This window comes from Neobacillus sp. CF12, assembly GCF_030348765.1.
GTDB lineage: Bacteria > Bacillota > Bacilli > Bacillales > Cytobacillaceae > Neobacillus.
Genome location: NZ_JAUCEU010000007.1, coordinates 4,943,717 through 4,960,856, shown reverse-complemented (window position 1 = coordinate 4,960,856; position 17,140 = coordinate 4,943,717). Strand labels below are relative to the sequence as shown.

The following is a 17,140-nucleotide window of genomic DNA, read 5'->3' as shown; positions in this document are numbered from 1 at the left end:
ATTTATGCTTGAAAGCTTTCTGCCTGTTCCGCGCTTCCAAGAAAGTACTGGATTTTTTCAATTACTGTTGCCTCAACTGCATTTCGAGCAATTTCTAACTGCTCCTTTGAAAGTGCTTTGCACTCCTCGTTGGTCATTCTTTCTTTTCTTCCAAGGGCGTTTAGAAGTGCAAGTTCTAAATCGGTTGCGATATTAACTTTACTTATACCGCCATTCGGAAGCTTTGTCGCCTCTTTAATCATTTCAGATGGTACACCGGATCCTCCGTGAAGAACTAAATGAACCGGGGTTAATTTTCTGATTGCCCTTAAGCGGTCAACGTCGACCTTTGGCTGTTTGACTAGATAGACACCATGTGCCGTTCCGACCGAAACAGCCAGCGCATCACAGCCAGTCTCATTCACAAACTTCAGTGCTTCCTCAGGGTCTGTATAGAGCTCTTCATCTTTGTCAGTTTCCACAAAATCAGTTGTTCCGATTTTTCCAAGTTCCGCTTCGACAGAAACACCTTTTGCATGAGCAAATTTAACCACTTCTTTACTGATGGCAATATTTTCATCCAGCTCTTTCTCAGAAGCATCAATCATGACAGAAGTAAACCCTGCTTCAATCGTATCCTCTATAACGGAGAATTCCTTTGTATGATCAAGATGAAGAACAACTGGCACTGTAATTTTTTCTTCCTCAATGGCCTTGTAAAATTCTTCTCCAAATTCAAACGGGGTAATGCCATACCGTTCTAATTCTTTTTGAGAAATTTGGACAATCAATGGAGATTTTGTCTTTTCTCCAGCTCGTAAAACCGGGCGAATCATTGGAGTATATCGTGGTGAGAAAGAACCAATTGCATAGCCCTTTTTTTCAGCTTCTATTAATACTTCTTTTAACGGCAGTACATTTACTAGATTACTATTCTTTGCCATTAACCTTGTCCCCCTTTGATTTGTTTTTTTTCATTTAAATCGGTTAGCGGAAATTTTGATAAAAGTTCCGCAAATGTAGTTGAAGCCCCATATATCCTTCTTCGTACAAGCGTTTATATTCATGATGAAGCTGCTGATTAGGTGCTATTTCGTTAGGTTTAGTAAATTGAATTGCCTTTGCAGCTTCTTCTTCGTTCTTATACATACCTGAGCAAATCCCTGCTGTAATAGCGGCTCCAAGCAGGGTCGCTTCATTTATTTCCGGAATGATCAAATGGCAGTTTGTAATGTCTGATTTTATTTGCATCCAGTAATGGTTTTTTGTCCCTCCGCCAACAGAAATCATTTGATTAATCCGATGTCCCGCCATTCTTTCAGCTGATCTGCGAATCGATTCCAGTTCGAATGCAGTTCCCTCCATCATCGCTTTCAAAAGATCTTCACGTTTATGAGATGTCTTGAGACCGATGAAAGCTCCTCTTGCAAACGGGTCAGGCTGTGGGGAACCACTCCCGGATAAGTATGGATAGTATAAAATACCGGACGGCCCCTCTAATGATTTGGCTGATAGACTCATAATTTCATCATAGGACATTTTTTGATCAGAAAACTGCTCTCTAAACCATTCAATTGAACCTCCGGAGGCTGAAATTCCTCCCATCCAAAAGAATCTGTCCTTCACGACATGACATCCAAACGTAATACCTGATGCAAATTCCATTTCCGTAAGCTGCTTTTTCTCTATCGCCCCTACAAGTGTTTCAGCTGTACCAATAGAATCAAATACACTTCCAGGGGTGATAGCACCAACGGCAAGGGCAGCTACGAGGTGGTCATGACCTGCAACTGTAACAGGTATCCCTCGAGGTATTCCGAGCTCTTCCAACCCCGTCGACAGAGTTACTCCCATTTTTGTTCCGCTTGGCAATGCTTCCGGAAATAATTGGTCCGGAAGATTGAAATGCCTAATCCAGTCCCGATCCCATACTTGTTGATCAATCCTGAACGCATAGGTTCTTGCCGCCAGAGAATAATCTGTTGCAAAATTCCCGGTAAGCATATAAGCAATAAAATCCGAAGCTGACAGCCAGACAGCCCCTTCCAAAATGCAGGTTTGCTGCCTTTTTAACCGTATTAATTTTGCAAGCCCATATTTGTAACTATTATGGAGGCCGGTTTTCTGAAAGCGATTTAGAGGGATATCCTCATTGGAAATTTCCTCCGCTTCGGCTTCAGCACATCGGCTGAACCATGGAATGAAATGGGTCCTTGGTTTTCCTGTTTGCTTGTCCACCAGCAGCCCAGTTTCTGCCATACTTGTAATGCCGATAGCCGATACCTCTTCCTCACAGCAAAGCATAATTTCCTTTAAACAACTTGTAATATTTCCCCATATTTCTTCAGGCAAATAATACGGTTCTCCTTGACGGTTATAATGGGCAATGGTTGGGCGGACAGCTATCTGAATAACGGATCCATTTTCTTTAAATACCCCTGCCTTACAATGGGTAGTCCCAATATCAATTCCTAGTAATGCCATTAATTAAACAATTCCTTCCTTTAAAATTCCAAAAGGTTCGGATTATCCCTTAGATCCAGCTGTTAAGTTCATTCCTTCAATAAAGTAGCGCTGGAAGAAGAAGAAGATGGTGATAACCGGAAGTAATACCATAATCGAACCTGCCATCAAAAAGTTCCATTGAGTATCATTTTGACCTTTAAATATTTGCAAACCCAACTGCAGCGTATAGAGAGACTCATCATTTAGGTATAATAGTGGACCAAGAAAATCATTCCATGCTCCATTAAATGAAAAAATGGCAACAGTGGCAATCGCCGGTTTTGCCAGTGGAATGAAAATTTTCCACCATATATATAAATGATTAGCTCCATCAATTTTGGCGGCTTCAATTAGTTCATTCGGTATCGTCAAAAAGAACTGTCTAAGTAAGAAAATATTAAAGGCACTTCCAAAGAAAGCAGGGAGAATTAACGGTAAATAGGTGTTTAACCATCCCAGCTTTGCATAAATCACATATTGCGGAACTAGTGTAACAAATCCGGGAATCATCATTGTTGCAAGGACGCATGCGAACAAAACATTCCGGCCTTTAAACTGGATTTTTGCAAATCCGTAAGCAATAAACGAGTTTGCCACAACATTTCCGATTACAACAAAAAAAGTAATAAACAGAGTGTTCAAGGTATATTGCAAAAAGGGACCTTTTTGCAGTGTTATTAAATAGTTTTCCCAATGCCATTCTTTCGGTATAAAGGTTGGCGGATAGGTCATGATTTCTTTCATATCCTTCAAAGAGGTGGCGATCATCCACCAGATTGGAGATAAAATTAACAGACTTCCTAAAATGAGAATGATTAGGACAATGGTTTTACCAGTTTTTTTCTTGAAATTCGCACTTTTAAAATAATTTTCATTTGTTTGGGCTGCTGTACTCATTTCCGATCCTCCCCTTCATAATGAACCCACCGTGGGGCAATCTTTAGGTTGAAAACTGTTAATACAAGGATAATGATGAATAATACCCATGACATGGCCATTGCGTAACCCATATCGAAAACCTCAAACGCTTTGTTCCACATATGTAGATTGAAGAATACCAGTGAATTGGCTGGTCCTCCATCTCCACTGTCACTCATTACGTAGGCTTCCTGAAATATCTGGAAGGCCCCAATTGTACTCGTCACAAGATCAAAAAAGATAACTGGGGTAATCATTGGCAATGTAATATGAAAAAATTTCCTAAACGAGCTTGCCCCGTCAATCTCAGCTGCTTCATATAAGGACGGTGATACACCTTGAAGGCTTGCTAAGTACAAAAGCATTCCGCCGCCGACACTCCACATTTTCATGAAAATTAAGGCGTTCTTTGTCCAGGAAGGATCTGTCAGCCATGCAGGACCTTCAACCCCTACAAAACCAAGCAGTGTGTTTACCAATCCTGAAGAAGGACTTAAAAGCTGCATCCAGAGCAAATAAACGCCTACACCGGATAAAACAGCCGGTAAATAAAAAATGGTTCGAAATACTCGCATCCCCTTTATTCCCTGATTTAAAAGAACAGCAAGCAGGACAGCCCCTACTGTTGTTAACGGCACAGAGATGACGACAAAATAAAGCGTATTTTTCAGTGAGAGCCAAATGATTGGGTCATTTGTAAACATTTTTTTGAAGTTATCAAGACCGATAAAATCCATTTTTGAAGTGATGTTGAAATTGGTAAAGCTTCCATAGAGGGAAAATAACAGTGGTCCAGCCATAAAAAACAGAAACCCAATGATCCAAGGTGCAATAAAAAGGTATCCTTGCAATCCTTCTTTTCGCTGTAACGAGGCGTTAACTTTCGATTTTTTTAATTTTTTTGTAACTACTGTTTTGTCTGAAATCATTCTTTCCATCTCGTCCATCCCTTCTTTCAAGGTTAAACAATCAGGGAGCGAATTAAAGTCACTCCCCGTACAATTTACTATTATTATTTGTTACTTTTAACCAACTCTTCTACTGCCTTTTGTGCGGCATCCAATCCTTGTTTCGGTGACTTTTTCCCTAATAGAACCAATTCAAGCTCAGGTTTAATTAAATTGATAAAGTCAGGTGCTTCAACTGGAAATGGCGTAAGCAAAGTTTGTTTCATGTTCTCATTTGCTGCCGAATACACCAACTTGCCTTCCTCTGTAAAATCTGCACTACCAGAAGCTTTTTCTGCTGCTTCTTTGTTGGCAACAATATCAAAGTTCTTCACTGCCCAGAATTCTTGTGCTTGAACGTCAGTTAAATACTTCAGGAATTCCCATGCTTCATCAGGATGTTTCGCTCCTTTAGGAATTTCAGCCACAAATCCACCGCCCCAGCTTGTATTACCGGTTCCAGGTTCCATTTCAGGTAATGGGGCAACCCCGAAGTTTATTCCTTCACCATAATCTCTTAGTTTCGTGAAGAAATTTGCATTATCAGTAGTTATTGCTAATTTACCAGCAACAAATGGATCTGCCGTTTGCTCTCCAAATTCCGCCTTAAAATTATTAATGGTTTTATCACCGTAATAGTCAAAGTAGTTTTTAATCCATGTTAACGCTTTTACGTTTGTTTCATCATTGATAACCGGTTTATTTGCATCAAAATCCCAGTAGGCTTTTCCGTCTGCATTCATCATCCAGACATCTGATTCAATTCCATAGTTTGGCAGATAACCGATTCTTTCGAATTTATCTCCTTTTTTCACATCTAGCTTTTTACCCATTTCTTCTAACTCTGCCCATGTTTTTGGTGGTGTATTAGGATCAAGGCCAGCTTCTTTAAACATATCTTTATTCCAGAATAAGAGACGTGTATCTGTGTTGAATGGCAATGCGTAAGTATCCCCTTTGTACTGAGTAGCATTATACAATTCTGGGAAGAAGCGGTCCTTTACTTCTGGGTCCTTCTTCAAATATTTTTCAAGATTCGTAATTTGATTGTTTTTCGCACGGGTTCCAACTGCGTTTATATCGTTAATGATTAAGTCTGCTGGATTTCCGGCGGCGATTGATGCTAAGTTTTTCGTCCAAATATCCCCAAATGGAAGATATGTATGTTTTACTTCAATTCTATCCTGTGATTTATTGAAATCATCAATAATTTTTTCAATGATTGGTCTGCGTATTTCAGAACCCCAAAAGGTCCAGAAATCGATAACAACTTTTTCACCGTCTTTAGAATTTCCACTTGACTTTGTTGCTCCGGATTCCTTGCTTGAACAGCCAGCCAGGATTAAAGAGAAGCTTATTGCCAAAATTAACAGCGACACTAATGTTTTTCTTACTGTCTTCATTCATTTTCCCCCTAAATAGATTATTCTTTTTTGGTCACAACCCTCACAAACTACTGATCTGTAATTGTAAACTTTTCTCCCTCCATTAATTTTTTCTCAGAGGCATATGGAATTATATCGTTTCTTGGTGTTTTAATTGACGTTTGTTGTGGGATGTTGTGGACTTATTACTATTATTATATGAATGCGCTTTCATGTCAATTGATTTTTGAAAATTCTATAAAATTTTTTTGGCGGTTAAATTAAAATAGACATAAACTAGCCAAAACTCTTAATCAACCACTATTTCTGGCAGTCTACTAATGATAAAATGTGCAGAAATCGTGCTGATTAAAGCTATTGAACTCGCGAATAATAATAAACCAACACCTGTAGCAAACATAAACAGTAACAAAACCAACAAAAAGCCACACGACATCAAAAATGTGATAGCAGGGTTACGGATTCCTAGCATAAAAGAAAAAAACAGTGTTTTATACCACGGGTACTGATAGCGCAGATAAACAGGAAAACTATAGGACACGGCAATTAAAAATAATAAGCTAAACAACAATAATCCATAGCGAATGGTCACAAAGATATCAGAAACCGCATTTCTTAGAATCAGCAGGTCTAAAAATAGTAATCCGCCAATCAGTACAATGGAAAGCCCGAGCAGATAGCTTTTTAGAAATAATCTCTTAAACTCACGGAAATAGACTTTAAAATCTGGCTCATGCTGATCTTCCCTAACCCATTTGTCCAGTACGCTAAACATCGAAGCTGTTGCTGGGATCACGGTAATGACCGGTAATGAAAACAATATCCAGATTGCATTTAAATATAATAGTCTCCACAGCCACTCCATTAAAAAAGTAAGCGCTCTGCCCATATCACTCTCTCCTTTACATGTAATCAAAGAGAATGCCTGCGAACACCTTTAGCAGTCTCGGCATTCTCTGACGCCGTTCTTATTTAACTATTTACCTTTTTATCAGCCTCAAGAACCTCCAGTGCTTCGAGGGCAACTGATAGAGATTGAATACTGTCTTTATAGGTTGCTAGCACGAATTCAGGATTTTTTTCTTCAATGGCCTTCGCGAATGCTTCCAGTTCAAGCTGATATAGTCCATGTTCCTCGGCCTCGAAGGATACTGCTTCCCCTTCTACCTTACCGGTCACACTTCCTTTAACAAGATCAAGTGTTAAATGCAGCTGATCGGAAATTAGTTCTATTTGCGTAAATACATCCGGATAGGACCAAGTATGGGTATGATTTTGTAATATTCCATTTTGGTATTTCATCAAAAGGGTAAAGCTATCCTCAACCGTAAAGTCTCCGCCTTTTTGAACAACCAGATTGCCTTGATAACCAGTTACTCGCTCTACTTCCCCAAGCAGATAGCGGGAGAGGTCAAAGATATGAATCGCCTGATCAAATACTGGCCCACCTGAAATTTCTTTATTAAAAAACCAGCGCGGCCAGTTAGGACGAAGTGCTAAACCATCAAGCATGGCACTGCGGACCCACGCAACCCTTTTGCCTTTAATAAGTTCTTTTATGTAGGCAACAGCAGGACTGTACCGGTACATAAAGCCAACACTGTTAATGACTCCAGATTGATCTAATATCTCATCGACTTTTTTAGCCATCTCGAGATCTTTTGCAGGCGGTTTTTCTATAAAACAATGGATCCCCCGTTCCGCTGCTTCACGGACAAGAAACTCCCGCACTTCTGGTGGTGTACATATAATGACTCCGTCAGGCTTACTTTCCTCAAGCATTTTCACATAATCAGTAAAACCCTTTACACCAAATTTAGTTGTGGCTTTTAAGAGGGTTTCTTCATTTAATTCACAAACACCAACTACTTCAATTCCAGATATTTTCTGCATCGTACTTAAATGCCCCTGGCCTTGCCAGCCAGTGCCAACTACTGCAATCCGTACCATCATTTCATTCTCCTCATCGTTTTTTGATTAAAAGGTAATTAAAGCATAACCGAATGGGAATTATGCTTGCTTTCATCTATTAAACTCTTAATCCATTGAAGAGCACTGGCGCAGTCATCTGTTGGATCATACTCCCCCGCTTCCTGCTCAATGGATACCGTCCGATCATAGCCAATTTCCTTCAGGGCATAAACACACTCAGCAATACCGGCAATTCCCGTTCCGAGTGCGACAGGATTATGCCTGCCTGCTTCTTTGACATCTTTTAAATGTACATTAAGTAAGGAATCCTTTAATTGCAAAATCGCTTCAGATGCAGAAAAGTCCTGTGTTCCATACCACCCCGTATCAACAACCGCACCAAGTAAGTCTCCATAATCACCGATAATCGCCTTGATTTCATCAGGATGCTTTTCTGGATGGTTCTCAACGCCCACCTTGATCCCAAATTCATTACATAGACTATAAATGACCGGAGCTGACTCTTTGGTAATGCCGCTTGTAATTAAGTCAATTCCTAGCATTTTGGCTGTTTCAAAACACAGCCTAGTCCATCTTGGATAGCGGATTGGGTCGCCAAGCGAACAAGAATATGAATAGACGCTTAAACCATAACTCTGCCAAATTTTCTTTAATTCTTCTGCAAAATAAGGAGTCATAAATTTAGGAAAAGCATGTCCCATCCATAATTCCATATTTTGAAACCCCGCACCTCGAATATCATGGCAAATGCGGTCGAATTCTGCTAAGCTAAAGGTTTCAATTACTTTGCGCTCAGCTTCTCCCCATGCTTCCATACTTGATTGGTAGTTCGTTGCACGGGCAAAATAATTTGCAGTTTGAAAGCCAATAATCATTGTGAACACCTCTATAGTATTTATCCGGAAAATGTCCCCGCAGTTACAATCCGGTGGTACGAATTTCTTCCTAATGCACCTTCTTGCATTATCCATGGTGCATCGTAGTTGAGCCTTTCGACTTCTAACTCTTCAAACCTATCAATCTCACCATTTAGCCACTGGTTAATTCGATACTCTGCAGATTCTAATCGTGAGAGTATTCCTCCGTAGCGGATATCAATGATTTCCCAGCCAAAAGGTTTCATTGTTGAAAACCATAAACAACGGTGAAGCTTACGTAAATCATCGACCAGATTTCGTAATATTGGCAGTTCATCTTTCAGATGTATTAATTTCTGTTTATCATTTTGATCAAAGGCACACTTTAATTTGACTCCTATGTCTGCTTTAATGCTCAATACATGAGCCAACTGAGTATAAAAAGTAAAAATCTCTGCCCAGCTTGTATTCCGGTCTTTCGCTTTTTCCAAGCGTGAAGCCAATTTTCCGTAATGTTCACTTAACCGCAAGGAACGAATATTCTCATCATATAAACCGAGTAAAACATCCTGCCATAACAAAAATTTAGATGGATGTGATTCATGCAGGTTATCCTTTGAAACACCAGGTGTCTCATCGAATTCATTTAAAGTAAGAAAGTCATCCCAATTGCCGCCGATGCAAAAATTGAACCGCTTGGCTAATTTCTCTTGACTCACTTCACTAGCATATCCGTGTTCGGCAAACAACTGCAGGCCAGCCAATCCGGTAAATGGATGTGTTTCTGATCCATTATCGCCCCACATGGTTGCGAATACTTCACGGATTCCTTCTTTTTTACAAGCTTCTAAAGCCGCATTCGTGGTAACGATTGTTTTTCCATAGTTCGGAGCAATGCCATTCCATGACCATACGCCCCCGGCGAAGATCGGCTCTGAACCAAATTCTTTATGTTTTCTCAAGAATGTTCGGTAAAATTCTTCATCCGTATGATAATAGTCCCAATAAACAAATTGAACATTTTTTGGCATAGATTCAATAACGTCTTCTGGGATGTTAGCATTTAAATCATAGTAATTTCCTGATTTGGAACCGAGTCGAAAATACATATCACTCCAAATCATCGGTTTTAAGGCCAACTTTTCAACAAGTGATACCACCCTGTGAAGATGCTTATTCATAATATCAAAGCGTTTTTGATATCCATGCTCCTCCAAATATTTCCCTAAGCCAAGCTGGTGAGCTTCGTCCATTCCAATATGGATACGCTTACTTCGAAATGGTCGGGAGGCTGCTTTTATCAACTCTTCAATAAATTCATAGGTTTCATCACTATCTGCTAATAAAATATCAGCGGTATCTCTTATTTTTGCTGCATAATTCCATTTCAGTGCCTCTGTTAAATGGGCGAGTGTTTGAATACATGGAATCATTTCAATGCCGAAATGATGTGCATAGTCATCACATGCTTGTAATTCCTGCTCGGTATATCGGCCCCGCATATAACCGAAATATGGATATTTCTCAACAGTAAAGGTATCCTCTGTGTACATCATGACAATATTTAAACCCATTAAAGCCATTTTTCGTAAAAGGGTATGAATCCCGTCTACGGTCATTACGGCATTACGCGAGCAATCCACCATAACACCATTTGTTTTAAATTGTGGCTCTTCAGTTATTTCAAATTGATTACTTTCCTTAAACTCCTGCAGCCACAATCCTAATGCACGAAAAAAGTGAATTTTTTCTTGATAGCGGATTACTCCATGGTCTTTCTGGCAGCCAGCCATTAATGGACCCGTTAGTTGTTCCACACGGATAGGAATTCCATCTTTCGATAGCTGAATACCCAGCTCTCTACAAATAATCTCTATTCCTTGTTCAAGCCCCTGCAAATCACCACTAAAATTAATATTCATCGTAACACCTACAATTCAAACCAATGGTTTTGATTCAGTTTCTTGTACCAGAAATAGCTATCTTTTTTCGTTCGCTTCAATGTATGATAATCCACATGAACAAGACCGAACCTCATACTATAGCCATAAGACCATTCATAATTATCCATCAATGACCAAATACAGTAGCCTCTTAAATTCACACCGGATGATAGCGCACGACTAATCTGTGTTAAGTGCTGCTTTAAGTATTTGATTCGTTTATCATCACAAACACGACCTTCGACTGGGTCCTGATTATAAGTGGCACCATTTTCTGTGATGTAGATTGGTACATCGCCATATTTATTTTTTATATCCATCAACACCTTATAAAAGGCATCCGCATAGATGGTAAACCCGATGTCGGTTTTATCAAATAAACCATCAAGATGTTCACAATCAAACGTTCCATTTCCTTCTTTATATCGCGATACCGTTCCAGTATAAAAATTGATTCCTAAAATATCGGTAGGCTGCGAAATGATTTCCATATCGCCTTCCTGAATATTTACTTTTGCCCCTTTTTTTGCAAACCAATCTACTAAAATTTGCGGATAGCTTCCTTTAAATACAGGGTCTAAAAACCACTCCATAAACCATGCTGAGATTCGCTTACAAGCCTCGATATCTTCTGGTCGATTGCTAAATGGTTCATACCATGTAACATTTGGCGCAAAACCAATTTCTCCAGGAATACCAAGTTCTTTAAATCGCTTTACAGCTCGTCCATGTGCCAGCAAAAGGTGATGGGCAACATCAAGAGAAGTTTGGAGGTCTTTTTCCCCTGGAGCCTGCTCGCCAACGAAATATCCTAAAAAGGAAACACACCAAGGTTCATTAATCGTTAACCAAGATTTAATTTTTCCTGAAAACTCACGGAACAATAAATCGGAGTACTCAATAAATGCCTCAATTGTTTGGCGATTCTTCCAGCCGCCCTCATCTTGAAGTGCCTGCGGCAAATCCCAGTGATAGATGGTACAAAGTGGTTCAATTCCGTTTTCTAATAGCTTATCAACAAACCGATGATAGTGGTCTAGCCCTTTTTGATTGAATTCTCCTCGGCCGTTTGGAAAAATTCTTGGCCATGCAATGGAGAAACGATAGGTATTAACACCTAATTCTTTTAATAATGCAATATCTTCATCCATACGATGATAGCTGTCACAAGCGGTATCACCATTGTCACCATTTAGGACCATACCAGGAATCCTGCTATAGGTATCCCATATAGACATACCTCTGCCATCTTCGTTATAGGCACCTTCAATTTGATAGGATGCTGTTGAGACGCCAAAGCGAAAATCTTTAGGAAAAGTAATGATTGCCATGGATTTTTTAACCCCTTTCTTACATAACCATTTATATTCTTCTTGAGATGGCTTCATTTTCGATAGCCTGATCCGTAATTAGGATATATGGTTGAGGGTGGAGACGATTCAAATTCTTCTTTAGCCATTCACTCCACCTTTTTTGGTCTTTTTTATGGCCGAGTCCGCTTAATCGTTTTAATTCTGTATATGCCTGCTTACTTAGTAAGGAACGTACATCATCAAGATAGTTAATTAATATTTCATATCCTTCAGAACTGCCGCACCGTGCTAATGCCCTTCCGATAGCTAATTCAAGGAGGGCTCTTCTTTCTAAGAAAAAGTCTGCTTGATGACCCTCATAACAATACTGATTGCTTATAGCTGGAATTGATAGCAGCTGCTTAAGGAATGGAACTGCATCCACAACACCTAATTTTTCAGCACCAACACAAAGCGCATGAATATAGTAAAAAATCCCCCACATTTTATCTGTAAAGTCTTCTTCAGATGGATTTAGTAAATCAGCCACTCGCTGCCAAACCTTAATAGACCGTTTATCTCTTGTTAATCCTAATGAATAGAGTAAATAACATACATCTGGCATTGCCCCATGGTCAGGCGGCATCGTAACATATAATATATCCGCTGTCCGTTTAGGAAGCTGTTCCCCTTGAAGCATGTTTATTATTTCTGAGATTAAGGTTGGTACTCCAGTTGGTGACCCATACATGGCTAATGCTTGAGCGATTCGCACCTTACGAGTACCTTCTGCTCCCGCGTATGCTTTTTCAAGGAAAGGAATGATGCGTTTCCCCACTGTAGAAATTTCAACAAATGGTATTCGTTGTTGATAGATTTCATTCATCCGCATATTCGAGTATTCATAGAGAGGTTCGTCCACCTCAATGGAATCAATCAGTGCTACTAATTGCTCATCAGAATATTGAAGGGGCTCACAAGTTCTTGTCAAAATATGTTCAGGAATCAAGCCCTCTTTCACGATTTTCTTCTGTAAAATCAAATACTCTATTTGTCTAGGAAATTTATTTTCCTTCACAGCCATCGAAGCCGCTAATGCTGCAATCCCACCGAGATTTTCTAAATCTGATTGCATTCGAATCGCAGGCAGTGCATCATGTGTAGCAGATATTGCTTTACCGACCACTAAAATCCCATCTAGCCCTTTTGGTAACAGCATTCTGTAGGGTATTTCGATTTCAAGGTTCGGGGGAATGAAACCAGTATGTAACCAGTTTGCCTCGCTAATCCCTTTCATATCATGGTTGCTGAAATGAATATTAATAACATCAGGCCAGCTCCGTTGCAGCAATTGATCACTCATATTCATCACTACATCACCAATGATATGGCGGCTTTCACGAGGAGCTACATAAATTCCGTGATCATGACAGCCATTAACGTCTACACTCCATCTTCTTCTTCCTGAGAGAATTGCTCTTGTGTAGTCCTGTACATCGGACACATTTACCATACTGGTAAAATTATTTTGTAATTTTCCCGGTTTGTTATATTGAGCCAGAGAATACCACATCGTAACGTGATCACGAGCAGCACCATAGACAAATTCTGCCCCTGCAAAAGCTGCAAGATCACCATCACCGGTTGCATCAATCACACAGTCTGCTAATAGGGAGCAAGCTCCCCATCTTGTTGCAATCATACTGCCGCATACACGCGTTCCTTTTGTAATCGCTCCAAAGGTAATCGTATTGAACAGCATTTCAATTCCTAAAAAGTCTGCTGTTTCTAACAGCGCATACTTTTTTGCCTCAATATTCCATTTATGGCCCTTATAGTTAATTCTTTTCTGGACACCATGGACGAGTTTCGTTATCTTCTCCGCATAACCATGGCGCTTCCCAAACCAATAGCTGTCAACTCCACCGAATGTACCTGTTCCCCCAAGTCCAGGATTGAGGTCAACAAGGATGGTGTTCATTCCTTCCTCTGCAGATACAATCGCCGCAGCACCACCACTAGAGCCGCCGCCGGCAACAAGCACCTGGGCTCTTTTAGAAAGGAAGACCTCTTGAGTGGGAACGTTCCCAAAATCAAGACTCTTTTCTAAAAAATCAACCGGAATTCTCACTTCATACTCAGCAATGCCTTCAGAAGTAACACCTTTAACTTGAATGACCTGCTGATTTGTCATTGAGAAATCAGTTACTAATTCCGCAAACTGTTCGCCAAAGGCTGCTGCCTTTACTGGATCAAGCCAATTCGTATTATTATTTTTATATAGGTCTTTATAAAAACTCCACACGTTGGGATGGTTAACTGCTAATTTTTCAAGATAAAAATTTGGAGCAGTCTCTTTGTCCATACAATATGGACCCTTTAATTCATATGAACTTGCAGATAACAACGCTTTACTGAACGCTGGGACCTCTTGAATTAAATACTCACTAAGCAAGATTCCTAGTTTTTGGGCGATTGTTTCACGAATCCGATTTCCTTCTAAACTGTTTTCAGCCTCTAAGCATATTTCGTATTCCACATAGACATGACCATTCTCATGATAGCCATGATAAAGGTTAATCTTATTTTCCTTTATGTTTAAGTCTGTTGGAACTGCTATTTCCGCTTGGTCAATCTCTTGGACATTTGTAAACTCTAAAACTCGCTTATAGAATCTCTGCTCTTTTTCATCGGCAGATTTCAAAACTTCTCCGGTTAAAAAGGTAGTGATAGCAGTTTCCGTTGCATCGACAATTCCTTTACACCGAATCAGCTGCCGTCCTGATTTATTGGCAATCACCAATCCATTCCAATTAGCTTCAAAGCGAGTGATAGTGATTGGCAGTGAACTATACAATAATTCGACACCAGCATCAAATAATAGGTCCTCAAGATGTAGTTTCAATTGATCCATTTGAAAAATAATCATATTTCCATTCTGAACTGGTTTCCCACATGTATTTATACATGAGTCGATTAACTGTGTTCTTGATAACTGAGATTGCTCGACCCAAGGGCTAAGTGTAGCTGTCAGTTCGCTGCCTAAATAAGTTCTTGATTCCACCAGCATTACACGTTTACCTTGCTTAGCAAATTGCAATGCACATGCAATACCTGCAAAGGATCCACCGATTATGACGACATCGACTTCTGCTAAAATAGGAATATCACCGGCAGGCAATTGAAGTTTTTTCACATTGCATTACCACCTTCACCTTAGTCCGCTACTTCTACTTCTAGAAGCACTTCGCCATCAATGGTTTGACAATCAATCGTATAAATATGCTGGTTAACAGAATACGTTTCGATCGGTACCACTTCACCGTTAACGGTTGCTTTTAATGGTTGTCCTTTAGACAAGAATGCAAAGACTCCGCCTTCTTTTAACGTTAGCTTCAAACCAGACTCTGTGTTCCAACTATTTATAATTGCATGATTACAAATAAACTTATTGATAAGCCCAATCGGAGTAATTGAACCTGTTACTGGAATCAGGAGGTATATAGCACTTCCATTCTCGGCTAATTCTATATTGATCCGTTCTTCTTTTTTCAGCTTCCAATGTCTCTTTGTTAAGACATCAAAAAGGATGAACTCATCACCTGCTAAATTAGTCACATCATTTGGCCCAATAGAACCTCTAACGATTTCATTTCCTTCAAAAATATTAAAAGCAGCGACTACACCTACACCTTTACTTGAATTCCAAATTTTTAGCGGCACCTTCGTTTTGAATGGATCTATAAATAAACAATCCTCTGTTGGCACTCCAGGCTGGTCACAGCGTATAATTCGGCCATCCTCGTAGATTAACGGCCAAATCATTTCTGGATTCGTGGCATCAACAGCATCACTGAAATAAATTGGTCCACCACTAATGACGCGCAAAATCATATTTTGCTGGTCATCATGGTTTTTCGTCCAATACATATCCCAATCGCCCCAATAAAAGGCACCGTGGTAAAAAGAATTATAGGCATTTTGCAGCGCGTGTTCTTTAAAACCATTCATTTCTTGCGGGACAAAATCATCGCTATTCCGTGAAACAGCGGAGTAAGGACGATGCCAAATATTTTCCTCAGCCATTCCCATACAGTTAATAACCGTATTATTAAAATGTAAAGAACAAGAGGCTTCGAGTGCTGTATGAGCTCCGCTTGCAGCTTCACCGACTGACTGGTTATGAGCCATAAAGTTTGTAATGGCACTTTGACTATCTACCTTAACAAAATCGATTCCATCTTTTTTCAGCTTTGAATGCCATGCATGCCAAAAACCAAAGCCTTCTTCCGCGTTAGGTGATGGGATTAAGCTGCCGTTTTTCGCTTGGTATAAATGCTTCTCTAAAGATTTGGCTAAAGAACTATCGGGTGCAATTCCTTCCCAATATCCTGCAAGCGTGTGCCAAACACCTACCCAGTTCACTCCAAACTTCTGCTTAAGTGTGGATACAGTACTTGATAATCCATTAGGGAATTTCTCCTGATCAGCATCGAAGGATTGTAGTTTTTTTCCATTTACCTCTGACCAGCCATCATCAATCATCATCCATTTAACAGGGAGATTTTTTTGCTGCAATTCTTCTGCTTTCGTGAGAATTCCTTCCTCATTTACCGCATGATAAAAGGCATCCCAGCTGCACCAGCCTAAATAATCCAAAATTTCTGGATAGCTCTTTTCCTCTCTAGGCAAGACACTTTGACCACAGAAACTAGAAGCAGTCTTTACATTGTCATTTACTAATTGGAAAGGATCTTTTGATGCTCCAAAAATAAAGGCAAAGGTACAAATCTGGTCATAGCCGCCATGAAATGGAGAAACAGAAATCTGCAAGCCCGTTTCGGTTCCGATTAAATCTGTCCTCGCTTCTTTATCACAAACAGGAAGCAGATGAAAATAACTATTATCATTTTTTAAAAGTAAGGATTGTGTTCGTTCAGGGATTTCCTTAATGTTGTTCGTAAAAAATGGACGTGTCCACCAATCTTTATGTTGATAGTTTGCCATTGCCTGATACTCTTCCATAAGGTTAGTAATCGTAATGGTAATTGCTTGCTGTGGTGTAAAATAAGCTTGTTTTTTAAACAATTCATCATTTTTAATAGATGCATTTACAAATGTTGTCATAAACGAACCATAACAGCGGAATGTTAAGGCTGCCGTTACCGTTTCCAAATCATCACTATAATGATAACTATATTCCTTATAAGTGCTGCGATCATCTTCTACAGTATTCTCTTCCGCAGTTTTGAAATCTAAAGATAAAGTAGAGTGAGAATCAAGATTTACCGAGACTTGAATTCCTGATAATATCCTCTGATTATGGTATAGACAATCTAGCACGTCTTGTTTTTTATCGAATTGAAACATAGTATGACCCCT

12 protein-coding genes are annotated in these 17,140 nt (G+C 39.6%); all 12 read right to left on the bottom strand.

Going from position 1 to position 17,140, the window contains the following annotated elements:
- Positions 1-2: 2 nt before the first annotated feature.
- The 12 genes from QUG14_RS23590 to QUG14_RS23535 all read right to left on the bottom strand — a co-directional run bounded on the left by QUG14_RS23590 (position 3) and on the right by QUG14_RS23535 (position 17,128).
- On the bottom strand, positions 3-923 hold the full coding sequence (locus tag QUG14_RS23590) for a class II fructose-bisphosphate aldolase (RefSeq protein WP_289342892.1): 921 nt from the start codon (positions 921-923) through the stop codon (positions 3-5).
- 43 nt (positions 924-966) lie between these two features.
- Positions 967-2,463 (bottom strand): FGGY-family carbohydrate kinase, encoded by a 1,497-nt coding sequence (locus QUG14_RS23585; RefSeq protein WP_289342891.1) that lies wholly within the window; start codon positions 2,461-2,463, stop codon positions 967-969.
- Positions 2,464-2,505: 42 nt separating this feature from the next.
- On the bottom strand, positions 2,506-3,381 hold the full coding sequence (locus QUG14_RS23580) for a carbohydrate ABC transporter permease (protein WP_289342890.1): 876 nt from the start codon (positions 3,379-3,381) through the stop codon (positions 2,506-2,508).
- The gene (locus QUG14_RS23575; protein ID WP_289342888.1) at positions 3,378-4,340 is read right to left on the bottom strand and encodes a carbohydrate ABC transporter permease; all 963 of its coding nucleotides are present in this window, start codon (positions 4,338-4,340) and stop codon (positions 3,378-3,380) included. Before QUG14_RS23575 ends, QUG14_RS23580 begins: the two co-directional genes overlap by 4 nt.
- Before the next feature lie 74 nt (positions 4,341-4,414).
- On the bottom strand, positions 4,415-5,752 hold the full coding sequence (locus tag QUG14_RS23570; RefSeq protein ID WP_289342887.1) for an ABC transporter substrate-binding protein: 1,338 nt from the start codon (positions 5,750-5,752) through the stop codon (positions 4,415-4,417).
- A gap of 271 nt (positions 5,753-6,023) precedes the next feature.
- Positions 6,024-6,623, bottom strand: coding sequence for a YesL family protein (locus QUG14_RS23565; RefSeq protein ID WP_289342885.1), 600 nt, complete (start codon positions 6,621-6,623; stop codon positions 6,024-6,026).
- An 83-nt stretch (positions 6,624-6,706) separates the two neighbouring features.
- On the bottom strand, positions 6,707-7,687 hold the full coding sequence (locus tag QUG14_RS23560; protein WP_289342884.1) for a Gfo/Idh/MocA family protein: 981 nt from the start codon (positions 7,685-7,687) through the stop codon (positions 6,707-6,709).
- Between the two features lie 35 nt (positions 7,688-7,722).
- Positions 7,723-8,541 carry a sugar phosphate isomerase/epimerase family protein gene (locus tag QUG14_RS23555; protein WP_289342883.1) on the bottom strand — a complete coding sequence of 273 codons (819 nt, stop codon included), beginning with the start codon at positions 8,539-8,541 and terminating at the stop codon, positions 7,723-7,725.
- A gap of 20 nt (positions 8,542-8,561) precedes the next feature.
- On the bottom strand, positions 8,562-10,445 hold the full coding sequence (locus QUG14_RS23550) for a beta-N-acetylhexosaminidase (protein ID WP_289342882.1): 1,884 nt from the start codon (positions 10,443-10,445) through the stop codon (positions 8,562-8,564).
- A gap of 8 nt (positions 10,446-10,453) precedes the next feature.
- A complete protein-coding gene (locus tag QUG14_RS23545) occupies positions 10,454-11,797 on the bottom strand; it encodes a GH1 family beta-glucosidase (RefSeq protein ID WP_289342881.1) in 1,344 nt (447 codons plus the stop codon).
- 31 nt (positions 11,798-11,828) lie between these two features.
- Positions 11,829-14,954 carry an FAD-dependent oxidoreductase gene (locus QUG14_RS23540; protein WP_289342880.1) on the bottom strand — a complete coding sequence of 1,042 codons (3,126 nt, stop codon included), beginning with the start codon at positions 14,952-14,954 and terminating at the stop codon, positions 11,829-11,831.
- A 20-nt stretch (positions 14,955-14,974) separates the two neighbouring features.
- Positions 14,975-17,128 (bottom strand): Sip1-related alpha-galactosidase, encoded by a 2,154-nt coding sequence (locus tag QUG14_RS23535; protein ID WP_289342879.1) that lies wholly within the window; start codon positions 17,126-17,128, stop codon positions 14,975-14,977.
- Positions 17,129-17,140 lie beyond the last annotated feature (12 nt).

Excerpts from the sequence above, each read along its gene's own strand:
- QUG14_RS23590 (WP_289342892.1), bottom strand. The coding sequence starts at position 923 with ATGGCAAAGAATAGTAATCTAGTAAATGTACTGCCGTTAAAAGAAGTA.
- QUG14_RS23585 (WP_289342891.1), bottom strand. The coding sequence starts at position 2,463 with ATGGCATTACTAGGAATTGATATTGGGACTACCCATTGTAAGGCAGGG.
- QUG14_RS23580 (WP_289342890.1), bottom strand. The coding sequence starts at position 3,381 with ATGAGTACAGCAGCCCAAACAAATGAAAATTATTTTAAAAGTGCGAAT.
- QUG14_RS23575 (WP_289342888.1), bottom strand. The coding sequence starts at position 4,340 with ATGGAAAGAATGATTTCAGACAAAACAGTAGTTACAAAAAAATTAAAA.
- QUG14_RS23570 (WP_289342887.1), bottom strand. The coding sequence starts at position 5,752 with ATGAAGACAGTAAGAAAAACATTAGTGTCGCTGTTAATTTTGGCAATA.
- QUG14_RS23565 (WP_289342885.1), bottom strand. The coding sequence starts at position 6,623 with ATGGGCAGAGCGCTTACTTTTTTAATGGAGTGGCTGTGGAGACTATTA.
- QUG14_RS23560 (WP_289342884.1), bottom strand. The coding sequence starts at position 7,687 with ATGATGGTACGGATTGCAGTAGTTGGCACTGGCTGGCAAGGCCAGGGG.
- QUG14_RS23555 (WP_289342883.1), bottom strand. The coding sequence starts at position 8,541 with ATGATTATTGGCTTTCAAACTGCAAATTATTTTGCCCGTGCAACGAAC.
- QUG14_RS23550 (WP_289342882.1), bottom strand. The coding sequence starts at position 10,445 with ATGAATATTAATTTTAGTGGTGATTTGCAGGGGCTTGAACAAGGAATA.
- QUG14_RS23545 (WP_289342881.1), bottom strand. The coding sequence starts at position 11,797 with ATGGCAATCATTACTTTTCCTAAAGATTTTCGCTTTGGCGTCTCAACA.
- QUG14_RS23535 (WP_289342879.1), bottom strand. The coding sequence starts at position 17,128 with ATGTTTCAATTCGATAAAAAACAAGACGTGCTAGATTGTCTATACCAT.